The sequence below is a fragment of the Streptosporangium album genome (assembly GCF_014203795.1).
GTDB lineage: Bacteria > Actinomycetota > Actinomycetes > Streptosporangiales > Streptosporangiaceae > Streptosporangium > Streptosporangium album.
Map to the genome: position 1 here is coordinate 4,847,403 of NZ_JACHJU010000001.1, position 25,059 is coordinate 4,872,461.

Here is a 25,059-nt window from a genome sequence, read left to right on the forward strand (position 1 = left end):
GACCGGCCGAGCAGGACGCGGATCGTGGTGGACTTCCCCGCCCCGTTGGGACCGAGGAACCTGTGTACCTCACCGGTGCGGACGGACAGGTCAAGCCGGTCGAGGGCGCGGGTCGCGCCGTAGGACTTCGTCAGCCCGGAGACTGCGATCACGGCGGAATCGGCGCACGAACCGGATGGAGACCAGCAGCTGCAGGTTCGTGGTGAGTGACGCGCGGCTCGCGCCGTCGACACCGAGGCGGGCGTGGGCGCCGCCAGAGAATTCTCCCGCAGGTGACGGTGGCACCGGTTCGCCCGCTCCCGCTCCCGGCCGTCCATGTGAGGCCAAGGGCGGTGTGCGGCCGGCGCGTGCGAGTGTCCGCCCGCCGGGCACCACGCCCCGGCTCAGGCGTCGGGCCGGGCGCCGACGCCGGAGTCCCGGCCTCAGCCGGTGACCACCGTGCCCGAGGTGCCGTCCACGGTGATCCGCTGACCGGTGACGATGTGCTCGCTCGCGCGGGCGACGCCCACGACGGCCGGGATGCCGTACTCGCGGGCGACCACGGCGCCGTGGGAGTTCGCGCCGCCCATCTCCATCACCAGGCCGCCCGCGGTCAGGAACAGCGGGGTCCAGCCCGGGTCGGTGGAGGGACAGACCAGGATCTCACCCGGTTCCAGATGGGCGCCGACGGGATCCAGCACGACCCTGGCGGTGCCGGTCACACTGCCGGCGGAGGCGGGAGTCCCGGTGAGCGCGCCGTCCACCGGGACCGCCGTGGCGACGGCCTCGGGTTCGGTGCCGTCCGACAGCAGGACGCGAGGCACATGCCGACGGCGCAGCTCGCGCGCGGACTCCTCGCGCCGCTCGGAGACGAGCGCCCGCAGCGTGACGGGGTACGGCGGTGCCGTACCGGCGGAGGCGCTCTGCCCGGACACGGCCGCGAGGGCGGTGCGGACCTCTCCCAGCGTCAGGGAGAAGATGTCGCCGGGGGAGTCCAGGAGGCCCCGGGCGGTCAGGTCGGCGCCGATGGTCCTCAGCTCCGCGCGCATGGCGGCCAGCACAGTGATCACGATGAACTTGGGCAGCTCGCGCAGGCCGGCCAGGGCCCGGGTCCGGCCGAGGGCGAAACGGACGGCCCGGCCGCGGACACCTCCCGCGCGGGCGCCCAGAGTCCTGATCATGGCGGTGGCCTCCGCGGCGCCCCTGGCGAACAGGGCGTCGGGGGCCAGAGCCGGATCCTCCAGACGGAGGTAGTTGGCCAGTACGCCGATGATGTGCGTCGGGTCCTCCGACCAGCGCGGCACCCCCAGGTCGATCTCGGCGACCGCCCGCACGCCGTAGACCTCGAGGAATCCCGCCAGGCCCTTCTGCACGGGGCCCGGCAGCGATCCGGCGTGGAAACGTCCGGCGAGCTCGGCGGCGGGGGTGCCGAGCAGCAGGGACACGGCACCGTCGTCCGCGCGGATCCGCTCGGCCAGGTGCCACAGAGCCAGATCCATCTCCGTGGTCACGTTGTGCGGAAGTCCCCGCAGGACGGTCTGAAGCTCGCCGGGCCGGGCGCGCTCGCCGAGCAGGCGATAGGCCAGGCCGAGCATGGCGAACCCGGCCGCCGCCCCCGGGAAGATCTCGGGGAGCAACGGGATGGCCCGGGTGCCGAGGATCTGCTCGACGCGGTCGAGCCGCTGCAGGGAGGACGCGTCCACGGGGGACGCCAGCCGTACCCGCAGGGCCGCCCTGAGCCGGTCCGCTCTCCTGTGCGCGGACGCGGGATCCAGCAGGGCCCGCACGGCGCGTGACGGGATGCGAAAGCGGGCCGCGTTCCTGACGAGCCGGCGTAGGGCGGGCCGGACGGAGCGCTGGGTCATGCTGAACCGGGGTTCACCGGCCAGACCGCGCAGCACCGTGGCCGACCGGGCCTCCATCACGTCGAGCAGCCGGGGGAAGAGCGCCCGGCCCACCCGGCTGCGCATGATCCCGGTGGCGTCGAGGAACATCCGCCCGCCCGCCTCGGCGAACTGCGGCGCCCCCTCCAGCCGGTCGGCCACCGGGGTCCCGACCAGGTCGGCGACCGACGACGACAGCACCCGGAAGGCCGACATGCCCATCGGGGTGATCGGCCGGTAGAGCCCCTGGGCCACAGTGAAGCAGAAGTAGATCCGCATCCCGTCCGGTCGCTCGGACGCCGAGTGGCGGGGGATCGGATACAGCGTGGTGATCGGACGGGACTGGGTCAACCACAGCGCGCCTCCCGGGTCGATCGCCCATTCGGTGTCCTGCGGGGAGCCGTAGTGCTCCTCGACCCGGTCGCCCAGCTCGGCCAGAGCCCTGATCTGCGCGTCGGTGACGCAGGCGCCCTCCACCGCGGTCTCGACGCGCTCGACGCCCCCGCCGGACAGGGATCGTACGGCCAGCCGCTTGTCGCCGAGCCGTCGCTCGGTGATCCGTCCGGTGGCGACGTCCACCACGAAGTGGTCGGGGTTGACCGCACCGGAGACCACCGCCTCGCCGAGCCCCGGGCTCGCGTCGATGACCGCCTCGCGCCGCCGCCCGGTGACCGGGTTGGCGGTGAACATCACTCCGGCGATCTCGGACTGGACCATCTCCTGGACGACCACGGCCAGTCGCACGGCCCGGGGGTCGATGCCCCCGGCGGCACGGTAGGCCACGGCCCGGTCGGTCCAGAGCGAGGCCCAGCAGCGCCGGACCGCGTCCAGCACGGCCTCCTCGCCGACCACGTTGAGGTAGGTGTCCTGCTGCCCGGCGAAGCTGGCGTACGGCAGGTCCTCGGCGGTGGCGGAGGAGCGGACCGCGACGGGGCCGTGCGCGCTCCGCCGTACGGCCTCGGCGATGTCACCGGGCACGGGGGCGGAGAGAACGAGCGCGCGGGCCCGGGCGGCCAGCTCGTTCAGGGCCTTCACGTCGTCGGCGCGGGTGACGGCCAGGGCGTCGAGCACATCGTCGAGACCGGCCTGCTCGGTGACCCGGCGGTAGGCCTCGGTGGTGACACACAGCCCGGGCGGGACGGGGAACCCGGCGGTGGTGAGCACGCCGAGGTTGGCGGCCTTGCCGCCGACGAGAGGCAGCATCTCTGCCCTGATGTCGTCAAATTTCAGGATCAATGGGGTGGGCATGTGTGTCTCCTTGAAGCTTCACCGAGCAGCGGTGGCCCGGATCGCGAGCTCGCGGAGCGTCCGGGTGGCCGAGGGCGTCGAGCGTCGCGACCGGGATCACGGAGGACTCGCCGCTCTCGAGTCCGTGCGGAAGCAGGGGAGTGGGGCTCGCCTGCAACGCTAGGCCGGGGCATCAAAGAAGTCAACAAGTGATGAAATCGGCCCGGAGCCCGGAGTGCCGAGCGGCTTCCGGCGGGGCGCCGGGCGGACAACGCGGCGACGGCGCCGACCGTGAAGAGGTCGACGCCGTCGCCGTGGTGAGAGTGCGTGGCCGGGGCTAGCGCCTAGCTGTTACCCCACGCCAGGAGCCAGACCTGCCCGTTGGCGCCGTAGCGGTTCTTCTGCCACGGGTGGATCCGGGAAGCGCACGTGCCCGTCTGGGGGTCGTACTGCGTGCAGAAGTGCCAGCGGTCGGTGACGTCCCAGACGTTCCAGTTGACCCCGTAGCTCTCGACGGTCTGGCAGCCCTCGTACCTGGTGGTGGGCCCGTTCGAACCGCCGGTGCAACTCGCCGAGGTGTAGGTGACCCGATTGCCGTCGCCGCACCACGTGTGGTCGGCGGTCCCCCCGAAGTTGGGGGCGCCGTACCCCGTCTGCAGGTACCAGCAGCCCGAGACGTAGTTCCTGCTGCTGTTCCTGCTGGGCCTCTTGACGGGGGCCAGGACGTTCGCGGCGGATCTGTTCCTGGAGGCGTCGACGATGCTGGGAGGGGTCTCCCGCAGGTTGGACATGTCGACGTACTGGCTCAGCCCCTTCCTGCGGATCTCGGCGGCGGTCAGGGCGCGGCCCTTGGGCTCGAGGGGGTCCGCCGCCCGGGACTGAGGGGCGGGCGAGGTGGCTGGGGTGCTGGCCTGCGCGTAGGAGGAAGCTCCGAGACTCAGGACGGTGGCCGTCGCGAGGGCGCAGGTCACCGCGGTCCGGGCGAATTGTCGCTTCGATGGCATGCAGCATACTCCTTATACAAAATGGCGCTCCGCAGGTGGAATTCGGTGGTATTCCCACCAGCGATGCGATCTTGTCGGCATAGGAAATATATAAACTCTCCTTGGGGGGCGTGGAGACTTCGGAAACTCGGATAGTAAACGAAACTTTGCACGCCTCTTCGGCCGTAGAGCTTGCTTTTTTGTGAGATCCCTGAAGCGAATTCCCCGTCCGGCCGTCGCGATGACCGCCCCATGCGCATTAAAAAACAATTTAAATAGGATGAATGCTTTATTTCATCTTTTAGGCTGTCGTCAGGTGCATTTCAGGCACAAGGAGAGGGGTGTGACGACATCGGCGTCATGATCCAGTCCCGGTCCGTCATCGCGACGCGGCCGCCTACTCTTCGATGGTGATCCCCATGGCGCCCGCCAGGCTGTAGACCAGCCCCTGCGCGTCCCGGCTCTTGATGGTCACGCCTCTGAGACTGGTCACGCCGCTGATTCTCAGCAGCACGCAGTCGGCGAACCGCGCCCCTTCCATCTGCGCGCCGGAGAACTGGGCCCCCGCCAGGTTGCAGTGCTCGAACCGGACCCCTTTCAGGTCCGCGTTCTGGAAGTTGACCTCCGGCATGGCGCAGTCGCGGAAGACGACGTTCTTGAAGGTCGAGAACCGGAACCCCGTCAGGTCGGCACGGCAGCCCTCGAACGTCACGTCCTTGAATCCGCACTCCGACCAGGTCATCCCGGTCAACCGGCTCGCCGACACCCGGGCGCGGTGCATCGACGTCGTGACGGCCGTCATCCCCGACAGGTCGCAGCGCTCCAGTTCCACGTTGGAGAAGCCGCCCCGACGCATCGCCGTACCCGAGAACCGCGTGTCGACGAACCGGCACCCGTCGAACTCGACCCCGTCCGCGTCCCGCGACGTCAGATCCACGCCCCTGAACTCCGTTGACGTGTAGGTGCCGTCCTCCTCGAGATCCCCGTCGGGGAGGTCCCCGGTGGTGAGTGACGCCGCCAGTTTGGGGGAGAGGGGCTCTTTCAGCCGCCGGGGCCGGGCAGGAGAGATGTGAGAAGGCATGCGGCGGAGCTTAGCCAGGCCGGGGTGGTCCGGTTCCCGCGCGGGGCAGGTGTCGCACGGGAACCGGACCGAGGCGGCGGTCTCCGGCGCGCGTCCTCGAAGCGCGTTCTCCACCTCCGTTGGAACCGGTGCGAAATCGGATAGGAGTGATCCATGACCACCAAGCAGACGTTCGTCATCGTCGGAGCAAGCCTGGCCGGGGCGAAAGCGGCCCAGACCCTGAGGGAGGAGGGGTTCGAGGGCCGAGTCGTGTTGGTCGGCGCCGAGACCGAACGCCCCTACGAGCGGCCTCCGCTGTCGAAGGGCTACCTGGTCGGCAAGGAGGAGAGGGACAAGATCTACGTCCATGACGCGGGCTGGTATGCGGAGAACGCCGTCGAACTGCTGCTCGGGCGACGTGTGACGGGCATCGACCGGGCCGGGCGCCAGGTGGAGCTCGACGACGGCCGGCGGCTCGGCTATGACAGGCTGCTGCTCGCCCCCGGCTCCTCCCCCCGCCCTCTCGACGTGCCCGGCGCGGACCTGGACGGCGTGCACTACCTGCGCACCGTCGGCGACTCGGAGCGGTTGCGCGAGGCGATCCGCGGCGGCGGCAGGGTCGTCGTGGCGGGCGCCGGGTGGATCGGGATGGAGACCGCCGCCGCAGCCCGGAGCTACGGCTGCGAGGTGACCGTCGTCGGGTCGCAGCCGGCGCCGCTGCAGTCGTCGCTCGGCCCGGAGATGGGTGCCTTCTTCGCGGAGGTGCACCGGGGACGGGGGGCCGACGTACGGCTCGGCCGGAAGGTGACCGGGATCGCCGGTGACGGCCGCGTCCGGGCGGTGACTACCGACGACGGCGTCGAGATCCCGGCGGACGTGGTGATCGTGGGTGCCGGCGTGCGCCCCAACACCGAGCTCGCCGAGCAGGCGGGACTGGCCGTGGACAACGGGATCGTCGTCGACGCGTCACTGCGCACCGGCGACCCCGACATCTATGCGGCGGGTGATGTGGCCAACGCCTTCAACCCGCTGTACGGCACCCGGATCCGCGTCGAACACTGGGCCAACGCGCTCAACGGCGGCCAGGCCGCGGCCAGGGCCATGCTCGGCCAGGAGGTCGTCTACGACCGGCCGCCCTACTTCTTCACCGACCAGTACGACGTCGGCATGGAGTTCTCCGGCTGGTTCGCACCCGGTGGGTACGACTCCGTCGTCACCCGCGGTGACCTGGAGGCGCAGGCCTTCTACGCCTTCTGGCTCGCGGGCGGCCGTGTCGTGGCGGGGATGCACGTCAACCAGTGGGACGACGGCATCGGCCCGGTCCAGGACCTGATCCGCGGCGGCGGCCGGGTCGACCCCGCCCGGCTCGCCGACCCCTCGGTGCCGTTGGCCGACCTGGCCAAGGGCTGACCGGAGGGCCGAGTTCATCGAAAACCTCCAGCGTGGAGACCCCGGGCTTTGGCCCTGGGGAGGAAACGCGGCACGGTGCCGCACGGTTTAAATCGAACATGCGCGCGATTTTTAGCTGATCGTTCGGTACGATGCGAGGCGTGGCGCAGATCGTGAAGCGGGCGTTCAAGTTCCGCTTCTACCCGACCCCCGAGCAGGCTGATGAGCTTGCCCGGACGTTCGGCTGCGTCCGCCTCGTCTACAACAAGGCCCTGCAGGAGCGGACCCGCGCCTACCGGTCGGAAGGCCGCAAGGTCTCCTACGTGGAATCGTCGGCCGCGCTGACGGAGTGGAAACGCACCGAGGAGCTGGATTTCCTGGCCGAGGTGTCGTCGGTGCCGTTGCAGCAGGCGTTGCGGCACCTGCAGACGGCGTTTGCGAACTTCTTCGCCCAGCGGGCCGGGTACCCGGCGTTCAAGTCCCGGAAGAAGTCCCGGCTGTCGGCCGAGTACACCCGCTCGGCGTTCCGCTACCACGACGGGCGGCTCACCCTGGCGAAGATGGACGCCCCGCTGAACATCGTGTGGTCGCGCCCGCTGCCCGAGGGGGCCGATCCGTCCACGGTGACCGTGTCGAAGGACGCGGCCGGGCGCTGGTCGGTGTCGATCCTGTGTGAGGACACCGTCCGGCCTCTGGACCCGACCTCGGACATGGTCGGGGTGGACGCCGGGATCACCGCGCTGGTCACCCTGTCGCGTCCGATTCCGGGCGTGACCGACGACGACGGCAAGGTCACCAACCCCCGCCACGAACGCGCCGACCGCAGGAGACTCGCCCGCGCGCAGCGGATACCGGCCCGCAAGGAGAAGGGGTCGGCGAATCGGGACAGGGCGAGGGTGAAGGTCGCCCGGGTGCATGCCCGGATCACCGACCGTCGCCGCGATGTCCTGCACAAGCTCACCACCGCGATCGTCCGCGAGAACCAAGTGGTCGTGATCGAGGATCTCACCGTGCGTAACCTGGTGAAAAACCACAGCCTGGCCCGCGCGATCTCCGATGCGAGCTGGCGGCAGATGCGCACCATGCTGGAGTACAAGGCGCAGTGGTACGGGCGGGAGCTGCTGGTGGTGGACCGGTGGTTTCCCTCCTCGAAGCTGTGCTCGGCGTGCGGCGCGCTCCAGCGGTTCATGCCGCTGAACGTCCGCGACTGGGTGTGCGCCTGTGGCGTGGTCCATGACCGTGATGTGAACGCCGCGAAGAACATCCTCGCCGCCGGGCTGGCGGAGAGGTGAAACGCCTGTGGAGCCGGTGTAAGACCTCAAGGGCGCAGGCCCGGCGGGCGACTGGCGGTGAAGCAGGAAACTCCACCCGTGAGGGTGGGAATCCCCCGGCTTCAGCCGTGGGGAGGAAGTCAACAAGCCACGGCTCAAGGGGGCAAGCGGAGGTGGATCCCCGAGACATCCGGTGGTCCGCCCTGCATCCCACGGTTCACGGACCGTTTCGCAGTGAGGTGGGTGTGTTGTCCGGCGGTTGAGCGCTTGCCGCGTCGAGGTCGGTGAGTGCCTGCTGATCTCGTTCCGGGCGGAGCGGGCAGTTCCGTGAATTTCCCGCCCGCTCCGCATGCTTCACGTCGGGTTAGGACTGTCAGCCTTCATAGCTGGAAGTGAAGGTGCAGAGTCCTCGATACACGACGGCCGGGGTGGTGGTGGCAGAGCCCCAGTTGTGTCTGTCGTTGGACCAGGGACGCGAGATCCATTTTCCGTGCCGGCTCGTCAGCAACCAGTCGCGTACCCAACCGTTCGACTTCTTGTGCCATTCCACAATGACTGAACCTTTCCCGGTGATCGTCGATCACGCTGCGTAGCCCCTGGATCGTTCTCGCCTCCTGGCCCCGGACATGGGTGAAGCCCCTGCTAGAACTGGTCTTTGCGAAGAGATCAAGTTCACAGCGAGAGGCTTCACTTGCCGTCCAGTATCACCTATACCGCCGTGCTCGACGTCCGCCGGGAGACCGCGCTACACCTGTCGCACCTGCTCCAGCAGCACCGACAGATGATCGGCACGCGCAGGAACCGGCGAGCGCTGAGTTGCTTCAAGCAGGCCGTGATGGTGCTCCGGTGGTTTCTCAATGGCACCCGCATCAAGCAGCTGACCTGTGACAACCACATCGGTAGATCGACGGCCTACCGGCTGCTGCACGAGGGCATCGATGTCCTGGCGGCGCAGGCCCCGGACCTGAAGACCGCGTTGGAGAGCGCAGCCAAGGCCGGGCTGACGCATCTCAACCTGGACGGCACGCTGATCTACACCGACCGAATCTCCACCTCCGGGCCCAACGGCGCCGACCTGTACTGGTCGGGCAAGCACAAGCACCACGGCGGCAACGTTCAAGTCGTCTCCACGCCGGACGGCTGGCCGATCTGGGTGTCGGCGGTCCGGCCGGGCCGGGAGCACGACATGACCTGCGCCCGCACCCACGGCCTGCTGGAGGACCTGTCGCTCACCGCGACCGAGACCGGCCTGATCACGCTCACCGACCTGGGCTACGAGGGGGCCAGGGAGGTGTTCAGGATGCCGTTCAAGAAGCCTAAGGACGGCGAACTCACCGAGGCTCAGCGCGCTTTCAACCAGCTCATACGGGGCATCCATGGGATCGGCGAACGGGCAAACACCCTGCTCAAGACCACGTTCAAAGCCTTGCGGCGAGTCAGCCTCGACCCGAGCCGGATCACCCAAATCGCCGCCGCAGCCCTCGTCCTGCTCCAGCTGGAGCACGGACGGATCGTGTAAGGCGATCACGAACCGCAACCAGCGGTTACACGGAAAGGTTCATTAGGTATATCGCCGGGTCATAACCGACCTTCGCCCTCCCGCGCCCGGACCGCAGCCGACCGTCCGCGGACCCTCTGAGTCCGTTTCGTGGCTTAAGATGTCTGATTGTTGTGTTCTGAACGAATACATGCAATGACCGCACGGCGGCCGCTACCAGCGGTATCTACCCCGGTCGAAGCCCACCACGACGGTGCGCTCCCGGACCGGGCAGCGCTCCGTCTGGACTCGGACGGAGACTGATGAAGTCCTACTTCGCCGTGCTCGGCTCACCTGGTGCCTGGCGTTTCCTCGTCCCCGCATTCGTGGCGCGCCTGCCGTACGCCATGTTGCAGCTCGGCGTCCTCCTGCTGGTGCAGTGGTCCACCGGCTCCTACGGCGTGGCGGGGGTCGCGGCCGCGGCGGCCGCGGTCTCCCAGGCGGTCGTCGGCCCGCAGACGGGGCGGCTCGCCGACCGGTACGGCCAGCCGAGGGTGCTGGTCCCGCAGGTCGGGGTGCACGCCGTCGCGCTGGGCGTCCTGCTGGCGCTCGCCGCCTCGCACGCCCCGGCGCTCTCGCTGGTGGTCCTCTCGGCGCTGGCCGGCGCCTCGATGCCGCAGGTCGGCTCGATGGTCCGGGTCCGCTGGGCGCACCTGCTCGGCGGCTCCGGCAGGCTCGGTACGGCCTTCGCCGTCGAGTCCATCACCGACGAGCTGACCTTCACCCTCGCCCCGGTGCTGCTGGTGGCGGTCTCGACCGGTTTCTCGCCCGTCTGGGCGCTGCTGGCGGCGCTGGTCATGGTCGTGGCGGGGACGCTGGTGTTCGCCGCGGTCGGCGAGGGCGCCCCCGAGCCGATGCCGGTCCGGGTCCGCTCCCAGAGGGGGGTGCTGCGGCTGCGCGGCATGGCCGTGCTCGCGTCGGCCTTCGTCGCGCTCGGCACCGTCTTCGGCAGCCTCCAGGTCGGCATCACCTCCTCCACCGCCGCGCTCGGCCAGGCTTCCGCGGCCGGTCCGATCTACGCGACCTTCTCCGGCGCCAGCGTCGCCGGAGGCGTCCTCTACGGCGTCGTCGGCTGGCGGATCGGCGCCCCTGTCCGGCTGGCGGCCACCGTCGGCCTGCTCTCCGCCGCCACCGCCGCACTGACCCTCGCCGGTTCCATCCCCATGCTGTACGGCGGGGCGGCCGTGGCCGGTCTCGTCATCGCCCCCGCCGTCATCACCGGCTACACCCTGGTCGAGACCCTGGTGCCCGCCGAGGTCAGGACTGAGGCGTTCACCTGGCTCAACGGCTCGGTCGGCCTGGGCATCGCCGCCGGCGCGGCCGTCGCCGGCCAGCTCGTGGACCGCTCCGACCCCAGCGCGGCCTTCCTGGTCCCGCCGGTCACCACCGGCCTCGTGGCCCTGCTGATCCTGACCTTCCTGCGCAGCCTGAAGCCCGCAACCGGCCGGTCGCGGGCCCACGAACCGGCCCCCATCGCCTGAGGCGTCCACGCCCCTGCTCCGCACGCCGGTGGATCGAGGTCCCGCCCTGCCCGCGCCTCAGAGGTAAAGCCGGTGTGGAAGGTCGTCACGTCGTGACGCGTCGCAAGATGAACGGCACGAGCAGGAACGCCACACCCGCGGCCAGGAAGGCGCCGGCCCCCGCAGTGCCCACGACTCCGCCGGCCAGCGCGGCCAGCGGCGGGACCGCGGGTTGAGCCACACCCCATGACGATCCCTGAAAGGCGAACCAGCGCGGCCGATCGGGTTCTGGGGCGGCGTCGGCGACCACCGACTGCCAGCGGCCGAGCAGCACGCTGTTGACCGCGGTGCAGGCCAGATAGGAGGCGATGGTGAGCGGGGTGCTGGTGGTCAGGGCCATGACGAGCGCGAGCCCGGCCAGCAGCAGCGTCCCCACGCCGAGGATCACCCCGTGGGCGCGTCCGGCCAGCAGCCGCCTGGCCGCCCACAGGGCAAGTGGCGCCAGTATTGCGGCGCCTGCCAGTGTCAGACCGGGAACCCAGGCCGGTGCACCCCGCTCCAGCAGGGCCAGCGGCAGGTACATCATCACCGCCAGGTAGCCCACCGCGAACGCGGTGCCCGCCACGGTCAGGCGCATCAGCGCCGCCGGCGGGCGCCAGCGGCCGCCCACTGTGTCGCGCCGCGCGCCGCGCGCGCCGCGCGCGCCGTCTTCACGTGGCAGGAACACCACCGCCACGGCGGCCGCCATCAGGCAGGTGAGCGCGTCGACGGCCACCAGCCAGCGCACCCCCAGCGGTAGCAACACCGCCGCCAGCAGCCCCGCCGCCGCTCCGCCCGCCGACAGCACCACCCCCATCACCGCGTACGTCGCGTGGCGCTGCTCGCCCGAGCTCGCCCGTGCCAGCAGTTCCTGGCTGGCCGGCTCATACAGCTCGAAGGCGAGCCCGACCAGCGCGATCGCGGCCAGCACCTGCGCCGGGCCCTGCGCCAGCGTCAGCGCGATCAACGCCAGGCCGGTCGCGGCCAGCCCGGCGGCCAGCACGCCGCGGGGGGAGAAACGATCCAGCAGGAACGCCCCCGCCCAGCGCGAGGCCAGCGCCGTGACCCCGAACACGGCCAACGCCACCGGGGCGAGCTCCGGCCCGGCCAGCACCGCCAGGAACGACAGCGCGTAGGCGCCGAGCGCGTTGAGGATCCGCACCCACATCAGCGCCCTGGCCGCCTTCGGCAATGCTCTCAGCAACTCGTTCCCCCCGTGGACGCCGGCAAAGGGGTGATGTTCGCACATGCTACCGACAATGCGGCCTGACCTGGCCTTTCGCCCGTGCTGCCGATGAGTGGGGAGGACGGCATGATGGTCAGTGCCGGCCGGACCGTCGGGATCGGCGTGCACGGTGGCGGCGCGCAGCCGCGGCAGGTCGTGGATGAGCCGATGCTCGGCCTCCACGGCCACGGCGTGCGCCTGCAGGAGCGAAAGGTCGTGACGCACCACGATGTCGACCTCGGCCCGTAGCACGTGACCGAGCCAGCGCAGCCGTACCGAACCGACCCGCTCGACCTCGGGCACCTGGGTGAGGATGTGCCCGGCCTGCGCGACCAGCTTGGGGTCGACCGCGTCCATGAGCCGGTGATAGATCTCGCGGGCCGCGTCACGCAGGACAAACAAGATCGCCACAGTGATCAGCAGGCCGACGATCGGGTCGGCGAGCGGGAAGCCGAGCGCTTGGACGTCTTGGGGGTTGATCAGGCGCTTGACGGCCTCGTACCCGGCGAACGCGGCCGAGCCCGCGATGATCAACACGATGATGATCCCCGCCAGGTCTTCGGCCCTGCCGTAGCTGGGGAGCCTTGCGGGAAAAGTACTTCTTCCTCTTCCTCGATGACGCTGGCATGGAGGTGATCGAGGGCAAGCGCAGGGATCACAACCGGCTGGGGTTCGCAGGCCGTAGGAAGCGGCCTCAGCCGAACCAGACGACCAGGCGTACGTTCTCGTCCCCGTACTCGGCGGCAAGATCCCGCATCGCCTGCCAGACCGGAGCCCAGCGCTCCTCGTCCGGAGGCGCGAGCATCCGCGCCGTGAGGACCACCGGCCGGTACAGTACGCCGTTCAGATGCACCTCGCCGCCCGGCGGCCACTTCGACGGTGCGAGGAGCAGATGCCCGCCGAAGGCGTCGGCCGCCGCCTCGCCCAGCTCGGGCGTTGCCTCTACGACACGCGGGGCGAGCTCGCCGTCCTCGCCCGGCCGCCACTCACCCACCCAGGACCAGGCGGGCCCGTCGGCGAGTGGCGCGTCCCAGTCGACCGCGGCGACTTCGGCCCAGGTGGCGTACGTATGGCTGTGTTGGTAGTCGCCGATGCCGGTCTCCCGTACCGGATCCGAGACGTCGCTCGGAAGACCCCGGTAGGCGAAGAGCGGACGCTCCACACCCCATGCCCCGCTGACGCCGAAGAGACAGTCCCACGCGTCGTGGTCCCGCCCCAGCCGGAAATCCAGCAGGTCGACCTCGACCTCCCAGCGCCCGCCGGTCGAACGGCTCTCGATCACGCCGTCTATGTCGGCCCCCATGAGGGACGACTCTAGGGCAGGCACTCGACTGACCGGCGCCAGCCAGGCGCCGTCAGTGGAAGACCGCACGGCGCTGACGCGCACGGACAAGGCTTAGCGCACGATCCGGTTTCGATGTTCCTCGGACCCCTACTTCCGAAGACATCCCACAGTGCTAAGCGTCAAGCGAGGGGCTCCTCGATGGTCGAGCTCAGGCGACCGTCCGAGGACTTCTTGCGTGGCGGCGCCGGGGAGCGCTGCCATCCGGCGCCGTTGTGCGACTGCGGTGCGCGGGGTTCCCGGGACCGTTTCCGGACGGCCCCGGGGACCCGGAGAAGAAGTCAGGCGCCGGCGGCCTGGCGGGCGCGGCGGGCCTCGCGGCGCTCGACGAAGCGGGAGGCGGAGACCTCCAGGCGGGCGAGGAAGTCCGACAGCTCCTCGCGGGCCTTCTCACCGTCGGCGTCCAGGTCCTTCATGTCGAAGACGGCCCACTGGCGCAGGACGGGCATCAGGACGTCGTCGAGGTGCAGGCGCAGGTCGTAGATTCCGGCGTTGGCGATGGTCATCGCCTTGCGGGTGAACCCCTCGATCCCGGTGCCGGGCATCTGGAAGGTGGTCACCACATCGGTGACGGCGCGCATCGTCTGGCCCGGAGCGAGCTGGAAGGCCGCGTTGAGCAGGTTGCGGTAGAAGAGCATGTGCAGGTTCTCGTCGGCGGCGATCCTGGCGAGCAGGCGCTCGCAGTTCGGGTCCTGGGAGGCCCTGCCGGTGTTGCGGTGCGAGATGCGGGTGGCCAGCTCCTGGAAGGAGACGTAGGCCAGCGAGTGGAGCACGCCCTCGTAGGAGTTGGTGAACCCCTCTCCCATGTGCAGCATGCGGGCACGCTCCAGGGCGACCGGGTCGACCGCGCGGGTGACCGTCAGATAGTCGCGGATGGCGGTGCCGTGGCGGCCCTCCTCGGCGGTCCACCGGTGGACCCAGGTGCCCCAGGCGGCGTCGCGGCCGAAGGCGGTGGCGATCTCATGGTGGTAGCTGGGGAGGTTGTCCTCGGTCAGCAGGTTGACGATGAGGGAGACCCGCGCCTCTTCGGGGAGCTTGGAGTCGGTCTCGACCCACGCCTCGCCGTCGAAGACGCCGTCGTAGTCCCTGCCCTGGGACCACGGGACGTACTCGTGCGGAAACCACTCCTTGGCGACTTTGTGGTGCCGGTCCAGCTCTCCGGCGACGACGGGTTCAAGTTCAAGCAGCAGCTCGGTCTGACTGAACTCTCGCATAAGGCTCTCCCTCACAGACTACGGAACCGTAACCTACGTTAGCGTAGGTAAAGCGAGGCCCGGTAAGTGAGGTGTGTAGCCCTTTATTACTGTCTGGGGTTGGCGGCCGGTTGTGGCGCTGTGAACGCCGGGCCGGGTCCGCGCCCCTCATGCGGTCCGCTGCGCGGGAACCGCCACCACGGCACCCCGAAGACCGGCAGGGAGAGCCGGGCGCCTCCCCGCGCTCCGGGCGGACAGGAGGATCAGGGCCATCTCGCTGAGCATCAACAGGCGTTCGACCAGGCCGTAGTAGCCGGGACCGTTGACCAGGTCCGCGGTCGGCGACCCGGGGTGCGCCGCCAGGAACACGGCCAGGAGCGCCGCCGACGCCGCGCTGACGGCCGACAGCGCCGGGATCCGGAACCGGCGGCCCAGCATCCAGCCCGCGCAGGGCAGCGCGGTGAAGACCACCGCCGCCGACCAGCGGTGGATCTCCCCGGCGGCCGAGGTGACACCGGAGGCCGTACCGGCGGGGAACACCGCGGTGAGCAGGAGCCCCAGCGCTCCCGCGACGAGCAGCACACGCGCCGCGGCGCTCCGCGCCGGGTCCACCCGCGTCAGGCCGTACGCGACCCATATCGCGCTCATGGCCAGGGTGATCGTGCCGCCGGCCATCGCCCACGCGCTGGCGTCGAGCAGCGCGTAGTCGCTGACCGGGCCGGTCAGCGGGTCCACCGTGCCGGCGGCGGCGAGGTGCGCGTAGGCCGTCAGGGCCATGGCGGCGGCCGCGCCGGCCATCCCGGGCCAGCGCCGTACCTGGTCCTCGCTCATCGTGTCATCTCCTGAGGGAACGTCTCGTAGCTCATCGCGCCACCTTCCGGTAGATCGCCTCGAACCGGGCGAGGGATGCCTGGTGGTCGTGGGTCAGTGCGATCGCGCGGCTCGCCGCGCCCATGGTGGCGCGCAGGCCGGGGGAGCGGAGCAGGTCGTCGAGGTGGCGGGCCAGCGCCTTGACGTCACCCGGCTGGAACCTGCCGAGGTCGATGCCGCACGAGACCGGCTCCACCGGACGGGTGAAACCCTTGCCGGCGAGCAGCCATCGCGGACGTCGGATCAGGTGACGCAGAGTGGCCTGAGCCGTACCGGCCGCCTCGAACTGCTGCAGTGCGGCGCCGAGTGCGAAGAACAGCGATGCCAGCAAGGCCAGGCCTGCCGCCAGTACAGTCATGCGCACCCCTCTCAGGCAGATGAAGACATGGCGAGGTGGCCGGAACGCCTCGTCGGGGCGTCCGGGAGTGGTCTTCCGGTGGGCTGGTAGCAGCGTCCCGCGTCCGGCGACGCCGGAGCCATAGGGGTTCTCCCTGACTTCGGCGGGGATTCCCTGATATCAAGGTCGGGGGCTGTTGACCGTCTGGCTTCGTTTATCGTAGTTTCGCGGGCATGAATCTGGTCGGAGCCTGGCGGCTGGTCGAGTGGCGGACCACTCGTGCGGGCGGTCGAACCTCCCACCCTTTCGGCCGCGACGCGGTGGGGCTGCTCTGCTACACCCCCGACGGCTATGTGAGCGTGACCGTCGCGAGGGCCGGGCGCCCGCCGCTGCCCGGAGCCGTCCCCCGGCAGGCCCCGCTCCAGACGCGGGCCGAGGCCTTCGCGTCGTTCTTCTGCTATTCGGGCCGCTACGAGGTCCGTGACGGCCAGGTGGTCCACGATGTCGAGGTGGCACTCAACCCGTCCTTCACCGGCACCATCCAGATCCGCGAGATGAACTTCGACGGTGACCGGCTCGTCCTGGCCGCCGCCGAGGAGGGCAGGTGGCACACCCTGATCTGGAGGCGGGCCTGAGCTCCGGTCGGAGCAGGAGCGGCGCGGCGGTCAGTCACGCGGGCCGGCGAGGGCCGGCTCCCCGGCGGTACGGCGGCGCCGCACATGCCGGACCATCTCGACCACCGCGGTGATCGACAGAGCGATGCCCAGGCCGAGCAGCAGACCCTTGACCGGGTCGTTCTCGAAGGCCGCGCCGCCCACATAGCCGATCAGCGCCGAGTAGAGCGCCCAGGAGACGGCGGCGACGCCGTCGAAGAGAGCGAACGAGCGCCGGGGGTAGGTGACCGCCCCCATGGTGAGGGTGCAGGCGGTACGGCCGCCCGGAATGTAGCGGGCCACCACCAGGACCAGCCCGCCCCGCTCGGCCAGCGCCCTCTCCGCCCAGGCGAAGGCCTTGCCGCTCCGCCTGCCCCCGCGCAGCCGGCTGCCGGCGGTGCGCCCGATGGCGTAGGAGACATGGTCGCCCGCGAACGCGCCCAGCGCCGCCACCACGATCACCAGCCCGAGGTCCGGCGCGCCGGTGGAGGCGGCGAACACGCCCACCGTGATGACGGACGTCTCGGCGGGCACCACAGGGAAGAACCCGTCGAGCATCGCCAGCGCGAACAGCGCCGGATAGATCCAGGGTGATGTCATCACATCATGCAGGGTGTCCAGAATGGCCTGTGTCACGGTCGTGCTCCTTGGGCTGTCGGGGCTCTCTTCCAGCACGCTGACGGTCCGCCGGTCTCCGGACATCGGGGGAGGCCCCCGAAGTCCGCGGACCGTGCCCCTGAGATCCCTCAGGGATCCGTCCCGCCGAACCTAGAAATCGGGCGGGGTCCGCCGCATCCCGCGAACGGCTGCCCCGGCCCCCTACTTTCGTCAGGGGAGGTCCGCTACCTCCGGCGGAGACGCGGGGCCGGAACGGCCTTGTAACGTCACAGGCGTGATGAGGTGGATCCGGCGGTCAAGCCGGCGGGAGGCGCTGCGCGACCTGCTGCTCTGGGCACTGTTGTGCCTGTCGGCGGTCCTGGCTCCGGTGACTCCTCCCTGGTGGGAGCCGTCCGGCGGCTGGGCGGCATGGGCGGCCGTCGCCGGGGCGGTCGTGCTGGGAGGCGCCGTGCTCGTGAGCCGCAGGTCGCCGCTGGCGGGCATGCTGATCGTCCTGGCAGTGGGGTCGTGGAGCGTCGGTGAGGGCCTGGCCACCGTCCAGATCTGGAGGCTCGACGGTCTGGTCACGCTGGGCCCCCTGAACGGGTTCACGCCCGCGATCGTCGTGCTCTCCTGGCTGACCGGCCGCCGGGCGGCCAGGTCGCGCCCCGCGGCACTGGCCTTCACCGCGATTCTGGGCACGGGCACGGCCCTGACCCTGGTCACCTCCTGCGGCCCGCGACCCGACCCCGTGACCTCGCACTTCTGGTTCCCCCTCCTGTCCGGCATCCTGCTGTCCGCCCTCCTGCCGTGGGGAGTCGGCCGGCTGCGCTGGCAGAGGGTGGAGCAGCGCGCCCGTGAGCAGCGTCTGATCGCCGGTCAGGCGCAGCTCCACGAGCGCAACCGCATCGCCCAGGACATGCACGACTCCCTCGGTCACGATCTCGCGCTCATCGCGCTGCGCGCCGCAGCCCTGGAGATGGCGCCCGACCTGGCCGAACGGCATCGCAGGGCCGCCGGGGAGCTCCGTGAGGCCGCCGCCGACACCACCGAACGCCTGCGCAGGGTCATCGGCGTGCTCCGCGAGGGTGAACGGGCGCCGCTGACCCCGCCGCAGGAGAGCGTCGCCGAGATCGTCGAGCGGGCCAGGGAGTCGGGCGTCCGGGTGGAACTGACCGGCGAGGAGTCGCTCCGGGACCGTACGGCGTGCCGGGTCGTCCAGGAGGCGCTGACCAACGCGACCAAACACGCTCCCGGCTCTCCGGTGACGGTCCAGGTCCTCCGGACCTCCGCCGAGATCACGGTGACCGTGACCAATCGGGCGGCCCCGACGCCGCCCGGCCGTCCCCGCGGCGGCGGGCTGGGCCTGGTGGGGCTGCACGAGCGGGTACGGCTCGCGGGCGGTACGTTCACGTCGGGATGGACGGGCGGCCGCTTCCGGGTCGTGGCGAGCTTCCCTCCGGATGGCCTCCCCCGAGAGACGGAAGATCTTCCCCTGAAGGACGGAGCAACGTGATCCGGGTGCTGCTGGCCGACGACGAGGCCATGATCCGGGCCGGGGTGCGGGCGATCCTGGCCGCCGACCCCGGGATCGAGGTGGTCGCGGAGGCGGGCGACGGGCGGGAGGCGGTCGCCCTGGCGTTGAGCCACCGTCCCGACGTCGTCCTGCTCGACATCCGGATGCCCCGGATGGACGGGCTCGCGGCCCTGGCCGAGCTACGCCGGGTCGCGCCCGCGAGCTCCGTCGTGATGCTGACCACCTTCGGCGAGGACGACTACATCGCCCGGGCGCTGAGCGAGGGCGCGGGAGGGTTCCTGCTCAAGTCCGGTGATCCGCGTGAGCTGCTGGCCGGGATCCACGCCGTCGCCGAGGGCGCCGCCTACCTGTCGCCGCGCGTCGCGCACCGCGTCATCGCCGAGCTCACGGGCCGCCGGATGACCCGCGCGGCAGCCGCCCGCGAGCAGGTGGCCGCGCTCACACCCCGGGAGCGCGACGTGCTGGCGCTGGTCGGGGCCGGGCTGTCCAACGGGCAGATCGCCCGCCGCCTGTATCTGGTGGAGGGCACCGTCAAGGCCCACGTGAGCGCGATCCTCGCCCGGCTCGGGGCGCGCAACCGGGTCCAGGCCGCGATCCTCGCCTACGAGGCGGGTCTGCCCGACTCGGTCGAGCCGCCGGACGGCGGAGGTGAGTGAGACGGCGTGGCCGTCCCCTAGGCGGGGGCGGAGGTGAGGGCGGGAGCCTGGTCGTGGTGCAGGCGGCGCAGGACACGGCGGAAGGCGTAGACCGACACGGCCACCGCCAGGCCGCTGATCAGGGCGACGACCGAGGTGCGGACCAGCAGATAGGTGCCGACCGACTGGTGGACCAGGAGCCAGATGCTCACCGCGGAGTTGGTCAGCAGCACGAAGGCCCACAGCAGGGTGATCCGGGCGAAGAAACGGCGGACCCGCTCGTGCTTCAGCACCGCCGTGGGCAGGTGGATGTAGTCGAGGGTCAGCTTCTGCACCAGCGGGCGGTTCAGCCGCACCGAGGCCAGGAAGACCATGCTGATGCAGATCGTCCCCAGCTCGGGCTGGAGGAGGAAGAACTTCATGCTCCCGGTCCACAGCCCTATCAGCGCCCGCAGGGTGATCGCGATGGCGGCGAGGACCATCGTCCCGGGGACCGGGACCCGGCGGATCAGCCGCCATCCCACCCCTGCGTACACCCAGCTCACCGCAGTGATGAGCGCGCCGCGCTCACCGAGGACGGCCAGCGCGGCGTAGAAGACGGCGAGGGGGGCGATGACGCCCTCAAGGATCTTCGGCACCGCCTGCCGGGCCAGGACGGTGAGACGGGGGAGGGCGACGGGTACATGGCTCATAACGCTCCACGGAGGCGGTGGAATTGCCGGCGCTGGGGGTCCGCGCCTACCCCGGCGCGGGATCATCAGGCACGCCGGGCTGATCGTATGGGCTTACGGAAAGGTTATTCCGATATTCGCGAGCCACTTACCGTACCCGAACTCTTTCCATGCCTCCGCTATACCTTCCGATACGGTCCAGACGATTCGGATATGGCGGAGAGATGCGCCCGCCCGGCCGGTCAGCCGAGCGTCGCGGTGGCCAGCCTCGCGCCGAAGCCGATGAACAGCGCGCCCACCCCCGAGGTGAGCCCGGCCGACAGCTTGCGGCGTGCCCGGAACTGGCCGGACAGGAACGTCCCACCGAAGATCAGGGCCGAGAGGTAGAGGACGCTGAACAGCTGGCAGATCGCCCCCAGGATGAGGAACGGCACCACGGGTGTGCCGTAGGCGGGGTCCACGAACTGAACGAAGAACGCGATGAAGAACAGGATCGCCTTCGGGTTCATCAGACTGATCGTCAGGGCCTTGCGGAACGGGTCCTCCGCGGCCACCGCCTTCGCCGGGACCGCCTCCGAGACCTCCGTCGCCCGCCAGGAACGCCAGGCATCCCGCAGCATCTGGAACCCGATCCACGCCAGGTAGGCCGCCCCGGCGTATTTGACGACGTTGAAGAGGATCGGTGTCGACCTCAGAAGTGAGGCGGCACCCGCGGCGGCGAGCACCATCAGGACGGTGTCACCGAGGAAGACGCCCATCGCCCCGCGGTATCCCTGCCGCACTCCGCGCTGTGCGGCGGTGGCGAGCACGTAGAGGGAGTTGGGGCCGGGCAGCAGGATGATGAAGAAGGCACCGACGACGTAGGTCCAGATGTCGGTGACGCCGAAGAACATAGCAGTACTCCAGGGTCTTTACGGGATATGCACACCTTACTCTCTCAAATGGTCGTCCCCTCGAAGATCGCTCTCCTGGGGACCGGTGGTCACGTTCGTACGCGCGAGTGGCCGAGCCCCGTGCCGGGTTGATCGGCGGCGGGAAAGGAAGTTTCAGGCCGGGGCTTCGGCCACGACCAGGAAAATCACGACACTGGCGAGGAACGGCCTCGAACCGACCTCTTCGATCCATCGCTCGGCCCCCTGTCGAGGTAGCCCGCGTCGACGGCTCTGACGACGTTGCGGCGCAGCCCCCAGAGCTGATCGGCTGTCTCGAAGTCCTGTAGTACCGGGGCCATCGTCACAACGGACCAGGTGACGAGACCCGCCTCGGCGGACAACCGTGCGATGCTACGGCCGATGGTGGCGTTGCGGATCACCTCCGTCGTGATGAAGCGGGTGAGGCCGCGACCCACGGCAAGGTCATCGTGATCGATCAGTAGCGTGTCCCAGTCGGGTTCCGCCATGGCGATCCTGGCCCCCGGCCGGGCCACGCGACGAAATTCGGCAAGCACTCCGGAGGGGTCGGCCACGTGCTGGAGCACGCGGTCGGTGCGTCCTCGGTCGACGCTGCAGTCGTCGACCGGCAAGGAGTGGGCATCGCCTTCGCGGATGTCGACGACGGGTTGTCCGGCCAGCCGCACCCGTGCCTCCCCGGCCATACGGGGATTTTGATCGACTCCGATGACCGTACCCGTCGACGTGACGCCGGCCGCCAGGTCGGCGAGGTCCGTCCCCGGTCCGCACCCGATATCGAGCGCGGTCTGTCCCGGTTGCAGATCGAGCATCGCCGGCATCCGCTGTTTGTAGGCCTGGCCGGGAGCGCTCATGGCGACATGGTCAAGGTAGACGACCGGATCGGGAGGGGTGAGGTCAGCGTTCTTGATCATGAACCCAGCCAAGCACAGCGATGTGGTGTCCCCATGGAGAGACTGTCGAGATCGCGTGCAGCCGTTGGGTCCATCGGTGGTGACATCTCGGCAATGGCTCTCCCGACCAGGGTGACCACCCGGTTCCGGGACCGGTTTCCCCGCCGAGGCCGAGAGGGAGCTTCGGGCGCCGGACATCCTTTGCTGTCCCGCTCGGAGGATCGCGGCCGGCTCGTCTGGAAGACGGAACGCACTTCATCGGCGTCGAACATCTTTTGTGTCCATATCAATGCGCAGAGTAAAAGTCGCGGTCGGCCAGGGGCCGGACCCGGTGGGGCACCACGGTGGACAGGGTGATCACCGTGGTGCTCCGCCGCACTCCGGGGATGGCCAAGGCCTGGTCGACGACCTGCTGGATGTGCTCGTGGTCGCGCCCGGCGACGCGGCGCCAGACGTCACCGTGGCCGGTGACGATGTGGGCTTCGAGGATTTCGGGGATCGCGGCCAGGGCGGCGGAGATGTCGGCGCGGGAGATCTGCTCCACCTCGAGGGTGGTGAAGGCCTGCACCGGATAGCCGAGGGCGCGGGGAGACAGGTTGGGGCCGAAGTCGGTGATCACGCCGTCGGCGACCATCCGGTCCAGACGGGCCTGGACGGTCAATCTGACAGTGAATCGGCCGCACTGTTGACCTGTTTGCGGTCGAAATTCAGACTACGCCTGCATATATGCCAACTATTGCAGCCCGTCGCAAGTCCTTCGGGGGTCCAGCGGATCACTGAACGTGATCGTCGGTCTCCATGAGGTAGAGGGTGCAGACGCAGTCGAGCGCCTCGTTGGGGGTGCCGGTGGGCTGGCCGTTGAGGAGCACGGAGTCGCGGTAGCCGTCGCTGCCGGCCTGGTAGATCGCGAAATACCCGGCTGGTTGCCCGTTGCCGTACCTGGGCGTGAGCGTCAGGACAGGCACCGCGGCCACCGCCATCCGGCTCCGTGGATGAGTCAGCCGGCCGGTGGTTGTGCGACGAACCGCTAACGACTCCCCTCGCTCTCTGCGAGGTTGGCCAGGACCGTGTCCGCGATGTCGCCGAGAACCTCGATCTGTTCCCTGGTGAGCAGGTCGATCAGGTGGTGGCGGACAGACTCGACGTGGTCGGGGGCGGCGGCCTCAATCGCGCACAGGCCGCCCTCGGTGAGGACGATGACCGAACCGCGGGCGTCGGTGGCGCACTCCTCCCGGGTGACCAGGCCGCGCTCCTCCATCCGGCTGATGTGCCGGGACAGACGGCTCTTGGACCACAGCATCCGTGCGGCCAGCTCGTTCAGCCGCCAGCGACGGTCCTCCTTGGAGGACAGCGCGGACAGCACATCGTAGTCGGAGTCGGACAGGCCCGAGTCGCGGGTGAGGTCGCGGGCGATCTGGGCGTCGAGCAGCAGGCGCATCCGGCGATAGCCGAGCCATGCCCGGAACTCTCGGTCATCGAGCCATCGTGGGTCCGTCATGGGACCACCCTAACGATTAGTTGACATGTAACCAAAGCGTTGGCAAGCTCTGTTTACACGTAAACAACTTGAGGGAGAGCGCGTCATGCCGCTATTGAAGGTCATCGTCGCCAGCACCCGGCCCGGCCGGATGGGCCGGAACATCGGCGACTGGTTCGCCCAGCACGCCGTGGAGCACGGCGGGTTCACCGTGGAGATCGTCGACCTGGCCGAGGTGGGACTGCCGTTCCTGGACGAGCCCGAGCACCCGGCCACGGGGATCTATCGCCATCAGCACAGCAAGGACTGGAGCGCCACGATCGGCGAAGCGGACGCGTTCGCGTTCGTCATGCCGGAGTACAACTACGCCTTCAGCGCACCGCTGAAGAACGCCATCGACTTCCTGTATCACGAGTGGCGCTACAAGCCCGTCGGCTTCGTCAGCTACGGCGGGATGTCGGGCGGCCTGCGCGCCGTCCAGATGATGAAACAAGTGGTCACCACCCTGCGCATGGTGCCCGCGGGCGACGCGGTGACCATCTTCACCCGCAGGCAACTCGACGCGGACGGCCGGCTGATCGTCGACGACGACCTGTCCGCGTCGGCGACCGGAATGCTGAACGAGCTCGGGCGGCTCACCCAGGCGATGTCCGCGATGCGGAGCGCGGTCTAGTGCAGCTCCGCAGAGATCCTTCGGGGTTCGCATGCTCACCGAGGGTGAGGCTCAGGCGGCCTGCGCGTAAACAGCACGTCCTCCGTCATGGTGCTCGTTGTCGCGGGCGTGGCGGGCTTGATAGCGCGCATGCTCGGCGCGGGCGTCGTAGCTCCACCGGTAGGGGTGAGCGTCGTTGTTGTAGCGGATCGTGAAGTCGATGATCTTCTCGGTGAGGTCGTCGCGGGAGGTGAACTCGCCTCTGCGCAGCAGACGGCGGGTCAGGGCAGACAGCCACATCTCGACCATGTTCAACCAGGACGCGTGCTTGGGTGTGTAGGTGACCTTGAACCGCGGGTGCGCCGCCAGCCAGGCGCGGGTGGCGCGGGAGGTATGGCTGGACCCATTGTCCATGATCAGGTAGATGTCGAGTTTCGGGTCGATGGCCTGGTCGATCTCGGTGAGGAAGCTGATGAAGGTCACCGAGTTGTTCCGCTCGATCCGGCGGGCCAGCACCTGGCCGTTGGTCACGTTCATCGCCGCGATGATCGAGACGGTGCCGTGCCGGATGTACTCGAACTCCCGGCGCGCCGGTCGGCCGGGGCGCCCTGCCCGCTCGGGGTACTTGCGGGACTTGGCCTGGATGCCGGTCTTCTCATCGACGCTGATCAGCACGCCGAAGCGGGGCGGGCGAAGGTACAGGTCGCAGACGGCGGCGGCCTGCGCCCAGAACTGCTCGTCATCCACCCGGTTGAGCCAGCCGCGTACCTTGTGCGGCCGAAGGTCGGCCTCGGCCAGGATCCGCCCGACCTGGGACGGCGAGATTGCCGTGTGGGCCAGATGCCGGGCGATCGAGAGGTGGCTCCACTGCGACTCACCCGAGGGCGGGACGCTGGTGGCGCAGGCGATCACGGCAAGCCGGACATCAGGGCCGTATGTCTCCGGGCGGCCGTGCCGTACCTGGTCCTTCAGAGCGGGCAGCCCGCCGGCGACGAAGCGATGCCGCCACTTGCGTACGGTGTCCACGGTGGTGCCGAGCTCGGCGGCGATCGTGGTGTTGGGCCGGTCCTGCCAGGCCAGCAGAACGATCCGGGCGCGCAGCACCATGTTCTGCGGTGATGACGTCCGGGCGACGATCGCCTCCAGCTTGGCCCGTCGGCGGCTGCCGGGGATGACCACATCGGGACTGACTGGCCGGGCCATGCGCTGCTTCGCTTCTCGGATGATCACAATGAGATCGC

The 25,059-nt window shown here is 69.8% G+C and carries 23 protein-coding genes and 2 pseudogenes; 8 read left to right on the top strand and 17 right to left on the bottom strand.

Going from position 1 to position 25,059, the window contains the following annotated elements; translation table 11 throughout:
• Position 1 precedes the first annotated feature (1 nt).
• From FHR32_RS44650 to FHR32_RS23165, 4 genes and pseudogenes are all read right to left on the bottom strand, one after another.
• Positions 2-152: pseudogene (locus FHR32_RS44650) on the bottom strand (ATP-binding cassette domain-containing protein); the annotation flags it as partial.
• A 270-nt stretch (positions 153-422) separates the two neighbouring features.
• On the bottom strand, positions 423-3,110 hold the full coding sequence (locus FHR32_RS23155; RefSeq protein WP_184756218.1) for a PEP/pyruvate-binding domain-containing protein: 2,688 nt from the start codon (positions 3,108-3,110) through the stop codon (positions 423-425).
• Positions 3,111-3,433: 323 nt separating this feature from the next.
• Positions 3,434-4,093: a hypothetical protein gene (locus FHR32_RS23160; RefSeq protein WP_184756219.1), complete on the bottom strand. Its 660-nt coding sequence runs from the start codon at positions 4,091-4,093 to the stop codon at positions 3,434-3,436.
• A gap of 376 nt (positions 4,094-4,469) precedes the next feature.
• Positions 4,470-5,153, bottom strand: coding sequence for a pentapeptide repeat-containing protein (locus tag FHR32_RS23165; protein WP_184756220.1), 684 nt, complete (start codon positions 5,151-5,153; stop codon positions 4,470-4,472).
• Between the two features lie 153 nt (positions 5,154-5,306).
• On the opposite strand from FHR32_RS23165, the gene FHR32_RS23170 reads away from it, so the two are divergent.
• The 4 genes and pseudogenes from FHR32_RS23170 to FHR32_RS23185 all read left to right on the top strand — a co-directional run bounded on the left by FHR32_RS23170 (position 5,307) and on the right by FHR32_RS23185 (position 10,810).
• Complete coding sequence (locus FHR32_RS23170) at positions 5,307-6,542, top strand: NAD(P)/FAD-dependent oxidoreductase (RefSeq protein WP_184756221.1); 1,236 nt, start codon at positions 5,307-5,309, stop codon at positions 6,540-6,542.
• Between the two features lie 131 nt (positions 6,543-6,673).
• Positions 6,674-7,882: pseudogene (locus FHR32_RS23175) on the top strand (RNA-guided endonuclease InsQ/TnpB family protein); the annotation flags it as partial.
• 628 nt (positions 7,883-8,510) lie between these two features.
• Positions 8,511-9,311, top strand: coding sequence for an HARBI1 family protein (locus FHR32_RS23180; protein ID WP_376773379.1), 801 nt, complete (start codon positions 8,511-8,513; stop codon positions 9,309-9,311).
• Between the two features lie 281 nt (positions 9,312-9,592).
• Positions 9,593-10,810: an MFS transporter gene (locus tag FHR32_RS23185; protein WP_184756224.1), complete on the top strand. Its 1,218-nt coding sequence runs from the start codon at positions 9,593-9,595 to the stop codon at positions 10,808-10,810.
• Positions 10,811-10,895: 85 nt separating this feature from the next.
• Here the strand turns inward: FHR32_RS23185 and FHR32_RS43075 are convergent, their stop codons facing one another.
• The 5 genes from FHR32_RS43075 to FHR32_RS47330 form a co-directional block, all read right to left on the bottom strand.
• The gene (locus FHR32_RS43075) at positions 10,896-12,800 is read right to left on the bottom strand and encodes an MFS transporter (RefSeq protein ID WP_221465521.1); all 1,905 of its coding nucleotides are present in this window, start codon (positions 12,798-12,800) and stop codon (positions 10,896-10,898) included.
• Positions 12,748-13,356, bottom strand: coding sequence for a hypothetical protein (locus FHR32_RS23195; RefSeq protein ID WP_184756225.1), 609 nt, complete (start codon positions 13,354-13,356; stop codon positions 12,748-12,750). Before FHR32_RS23195 ends, FHR32_RS43075 begins: the two co-directional genes overlap by 53 nt.
• Before the next feature lie 320 nt (positions 13,357-13,676).
• Entirely contained in the window at positions 13,677-14,609 is a 933-nt protein-coding gene (locus tag FHR32_RS23200; protein ID WP_184756226.1) for an acyl-ACP desaturase, read from the bottom strand.
• Positions 14,610-14,756: 147 nt separating this feature from the next.
• The gene (locus FHR32_RS23205; RefSeq protein WP_184756227.1) at positions 14,757-15,419 is read right to left on the bottom strand and encodes a DUF998 domain-containing protein; all 663 of its coding nucleotides are present in this window, start codon (positions 15,417-15,419) and stop codon (positions 14,757-14,759) included.
• A 31-nt stretch (positions 15,420-15,450) separates the two neighbouring features.
• Complete coding sequence (locus FHR32_RS47330) at positions 15,451-15,816, bottom strand: glycosyltransferase (protein WP_184756689.1); 366 nt, start codon at positions 15,814-15,816, stop codon at positions 15,451-15,453.
• A 212-nt stretch (positions 15,817-16,028) separates the two neighbouring features.
• On the opposite strand from FHR32_RS47330, the gene FHR32_RS23215 reads away from it, so the two are divergent.
• On the top strand, positions 16,029-16,430 hold the full coding sequence (locus tag FHR32_RS23215) for a lipocalin-like domain-containing protein (RefSeq protein ID WP_184756228.1): 402 nt from the start codon (positions 16,029-16,031) through the stop codon (positions 16,428-16,430).
• 30 nt (positions 16,431-16,460) lie between these two features.
• Here the strand turns inward: FHR32_RS23215 and FHR32_RS23220 are convergent, their stop codons facing one another.
• Positions 16,461-17,084 carry a DedA family protein gene (locus FHR32_RS23220; protein ID WP_184756229.1) on the bottom strand — a complete coding sequence of 208 codons (624 nt, stop codon included), beginning with the start codon at positions 17,082-17,084 and terminating at the stop codon, positions 16,461-16,463.
• A 259-nt stretch (positions 17,085-17,343) separates the two neighbouring features.
• Here FHR32_RS23220 and FHR32_RS23225 point away from each other — a divergent pair, with 259 nt between their 5' ends.
• Together FHR32_RS23225 and FHR32_RS23230 are read left to right on the top strand one after the other, a co-directional pair.
• Positions 17,344-18,561 carry a sensor histidine kinase gene (locus FHR32_RS23225; RefSeq protein ID WP_246467316.1) on the top strand — a complete coding sequence of 406 codons (1,218 nt, stop codon included), beginning with the start codon at positions 17,344-17,346 and terminating at the stop codon, positions 18,559-18,561.
• Positions 18,558-19,238, top strand: a complete 681-nt coding sequence (locus FHR32_RS23230) for a response regulator (protein WP_184756231.1) — start codon at positions 18,558-18,560, stop codon at positions 19,236-19,238. Before FHR32_RS23225 ends, FHR32_RS23230 begins: the two co-directional genes overlap by 4 nt.
• A 17-nt stretch (positions 19,239-19,255) precedes the next feature.
• Here the strand turns inward: FHR32_RS23230 and FHR32_RS23235 are convergent, their stop codons facing one another.
• The 6 genes from FHR32_RS23235 to FHR32_RS23260 form a co-directional block, all read right to left on the bottom strand.
• Positions 19,256-19,909, bottom strand: a complete 654-nt coding sequence (locus FHR32_RS23235; protein WP_184756232.1) for a VC0807 family protein — start codon at positions 19,907-19,909, stop codon at positions 19,256-19,258.
• A gap of 221 nt (positions 19,910-20,130) precedes the next feature.
• Positions 20,131-20,781 (bottom strand): leucine efflux protein LeuE, encoded by a 651-nt coding sequence (leuE, locus tag FHR32_RS23240; RefSeq protein ID WP_184756233.1) that lies wholly within the window; start codon positions 20,779-20,781, stop codon positions 20,131-20,133.
• A gap of 185 nt (positions 20,782-20,966) precedes the next feature.
• The gene (locus FHR32_RS23245) at positions 20,967-21,710 is read right to left on the bottom strand and encodes a methyltransferase domain-containing protein (RefSeq protein ID WP_221465522.1); all 744 of its coding nucleotides are present in this window, start codon (positions 21,708-21,710) and stop codon (positions 20,967-20,969) included.
• 265 nt (positions 21,711-21,975) lie between these two features.
• Positions 21,976-22,350 carry an Lrp/AsnC family transcriptional regulator gene (locus tag FHR32_RS23250; protein WP_246466289.1) on the bottom strand — a complete coding sequence of 125 codons (375 nt, stop codon included), beginning with the start codon at positions 22,348-22,350 and terminating at the stop codon, positions 21,976-21,978.
• A gap of 112 nt (positions 22,351-22,462) precedes the next feature.
• Positions 22,463-22,669 carry a hypothetical protein gene (locus FHR32_RS23255; protein ID WP_184756234.1) on the bottom strand — a complete coding sequence of 69 codons (207 nt, stop codon included), beginning with the start codon at positions 22,667-22,669 and terminating at the stop codon, positions 22,463-22,465.
• A gap of 47 nt (positions 22,670-22,716) precedes the next feature.
• Positions 22,717-23,187 carry a MarR family winged helix-turn-helix transcriptional regulator gene (locus tag FHR32_RS23260; protein ID WP_184756235.1) on the bottom strand — a complete coding sequence of 157 codons (471 nt, stop codon included), beginning with the start codon at positions 23,185-23,187 and terminating at the stop codon, positions 22,717-22,719.
• A gap of 85 nt (positions 23,188-23,272) precedes the next feature.
• Between FHR32_RS23260 and FHR32_RS23265 the strand changes: the two genes are divergently transcribed.
• Positions 23,273-23,839: an NADPH-dependent FMN reductase gene (locus FHR32_RS23265; RefSeq protein ID WP_184756236.1), complete on the top strand. Its 567-nt coding sequence runs from the start codon at positions 23,273-23,275 to the stop codon at positions 23,837-23,839.
• A 51-nt stretch (positions 23,840-23,890) separates the two neighbouring features.
• Here the strand turns inward: FHR32_RS23265 and FHR32_RS23270 are convergent, their stop codons facing one another.
• A complete protein-coding gene (locus tag FHR32_RS23270) occupies positions 23,891-25,021 on the bottom strand; it encodes an IS630 family transposase (RefSeq protein WP_221465523.1) in 1,131 nt (376 codons plus the stop codon).
• Positions 25,022-25,059 lie beyond the last annotated feature (38 nt).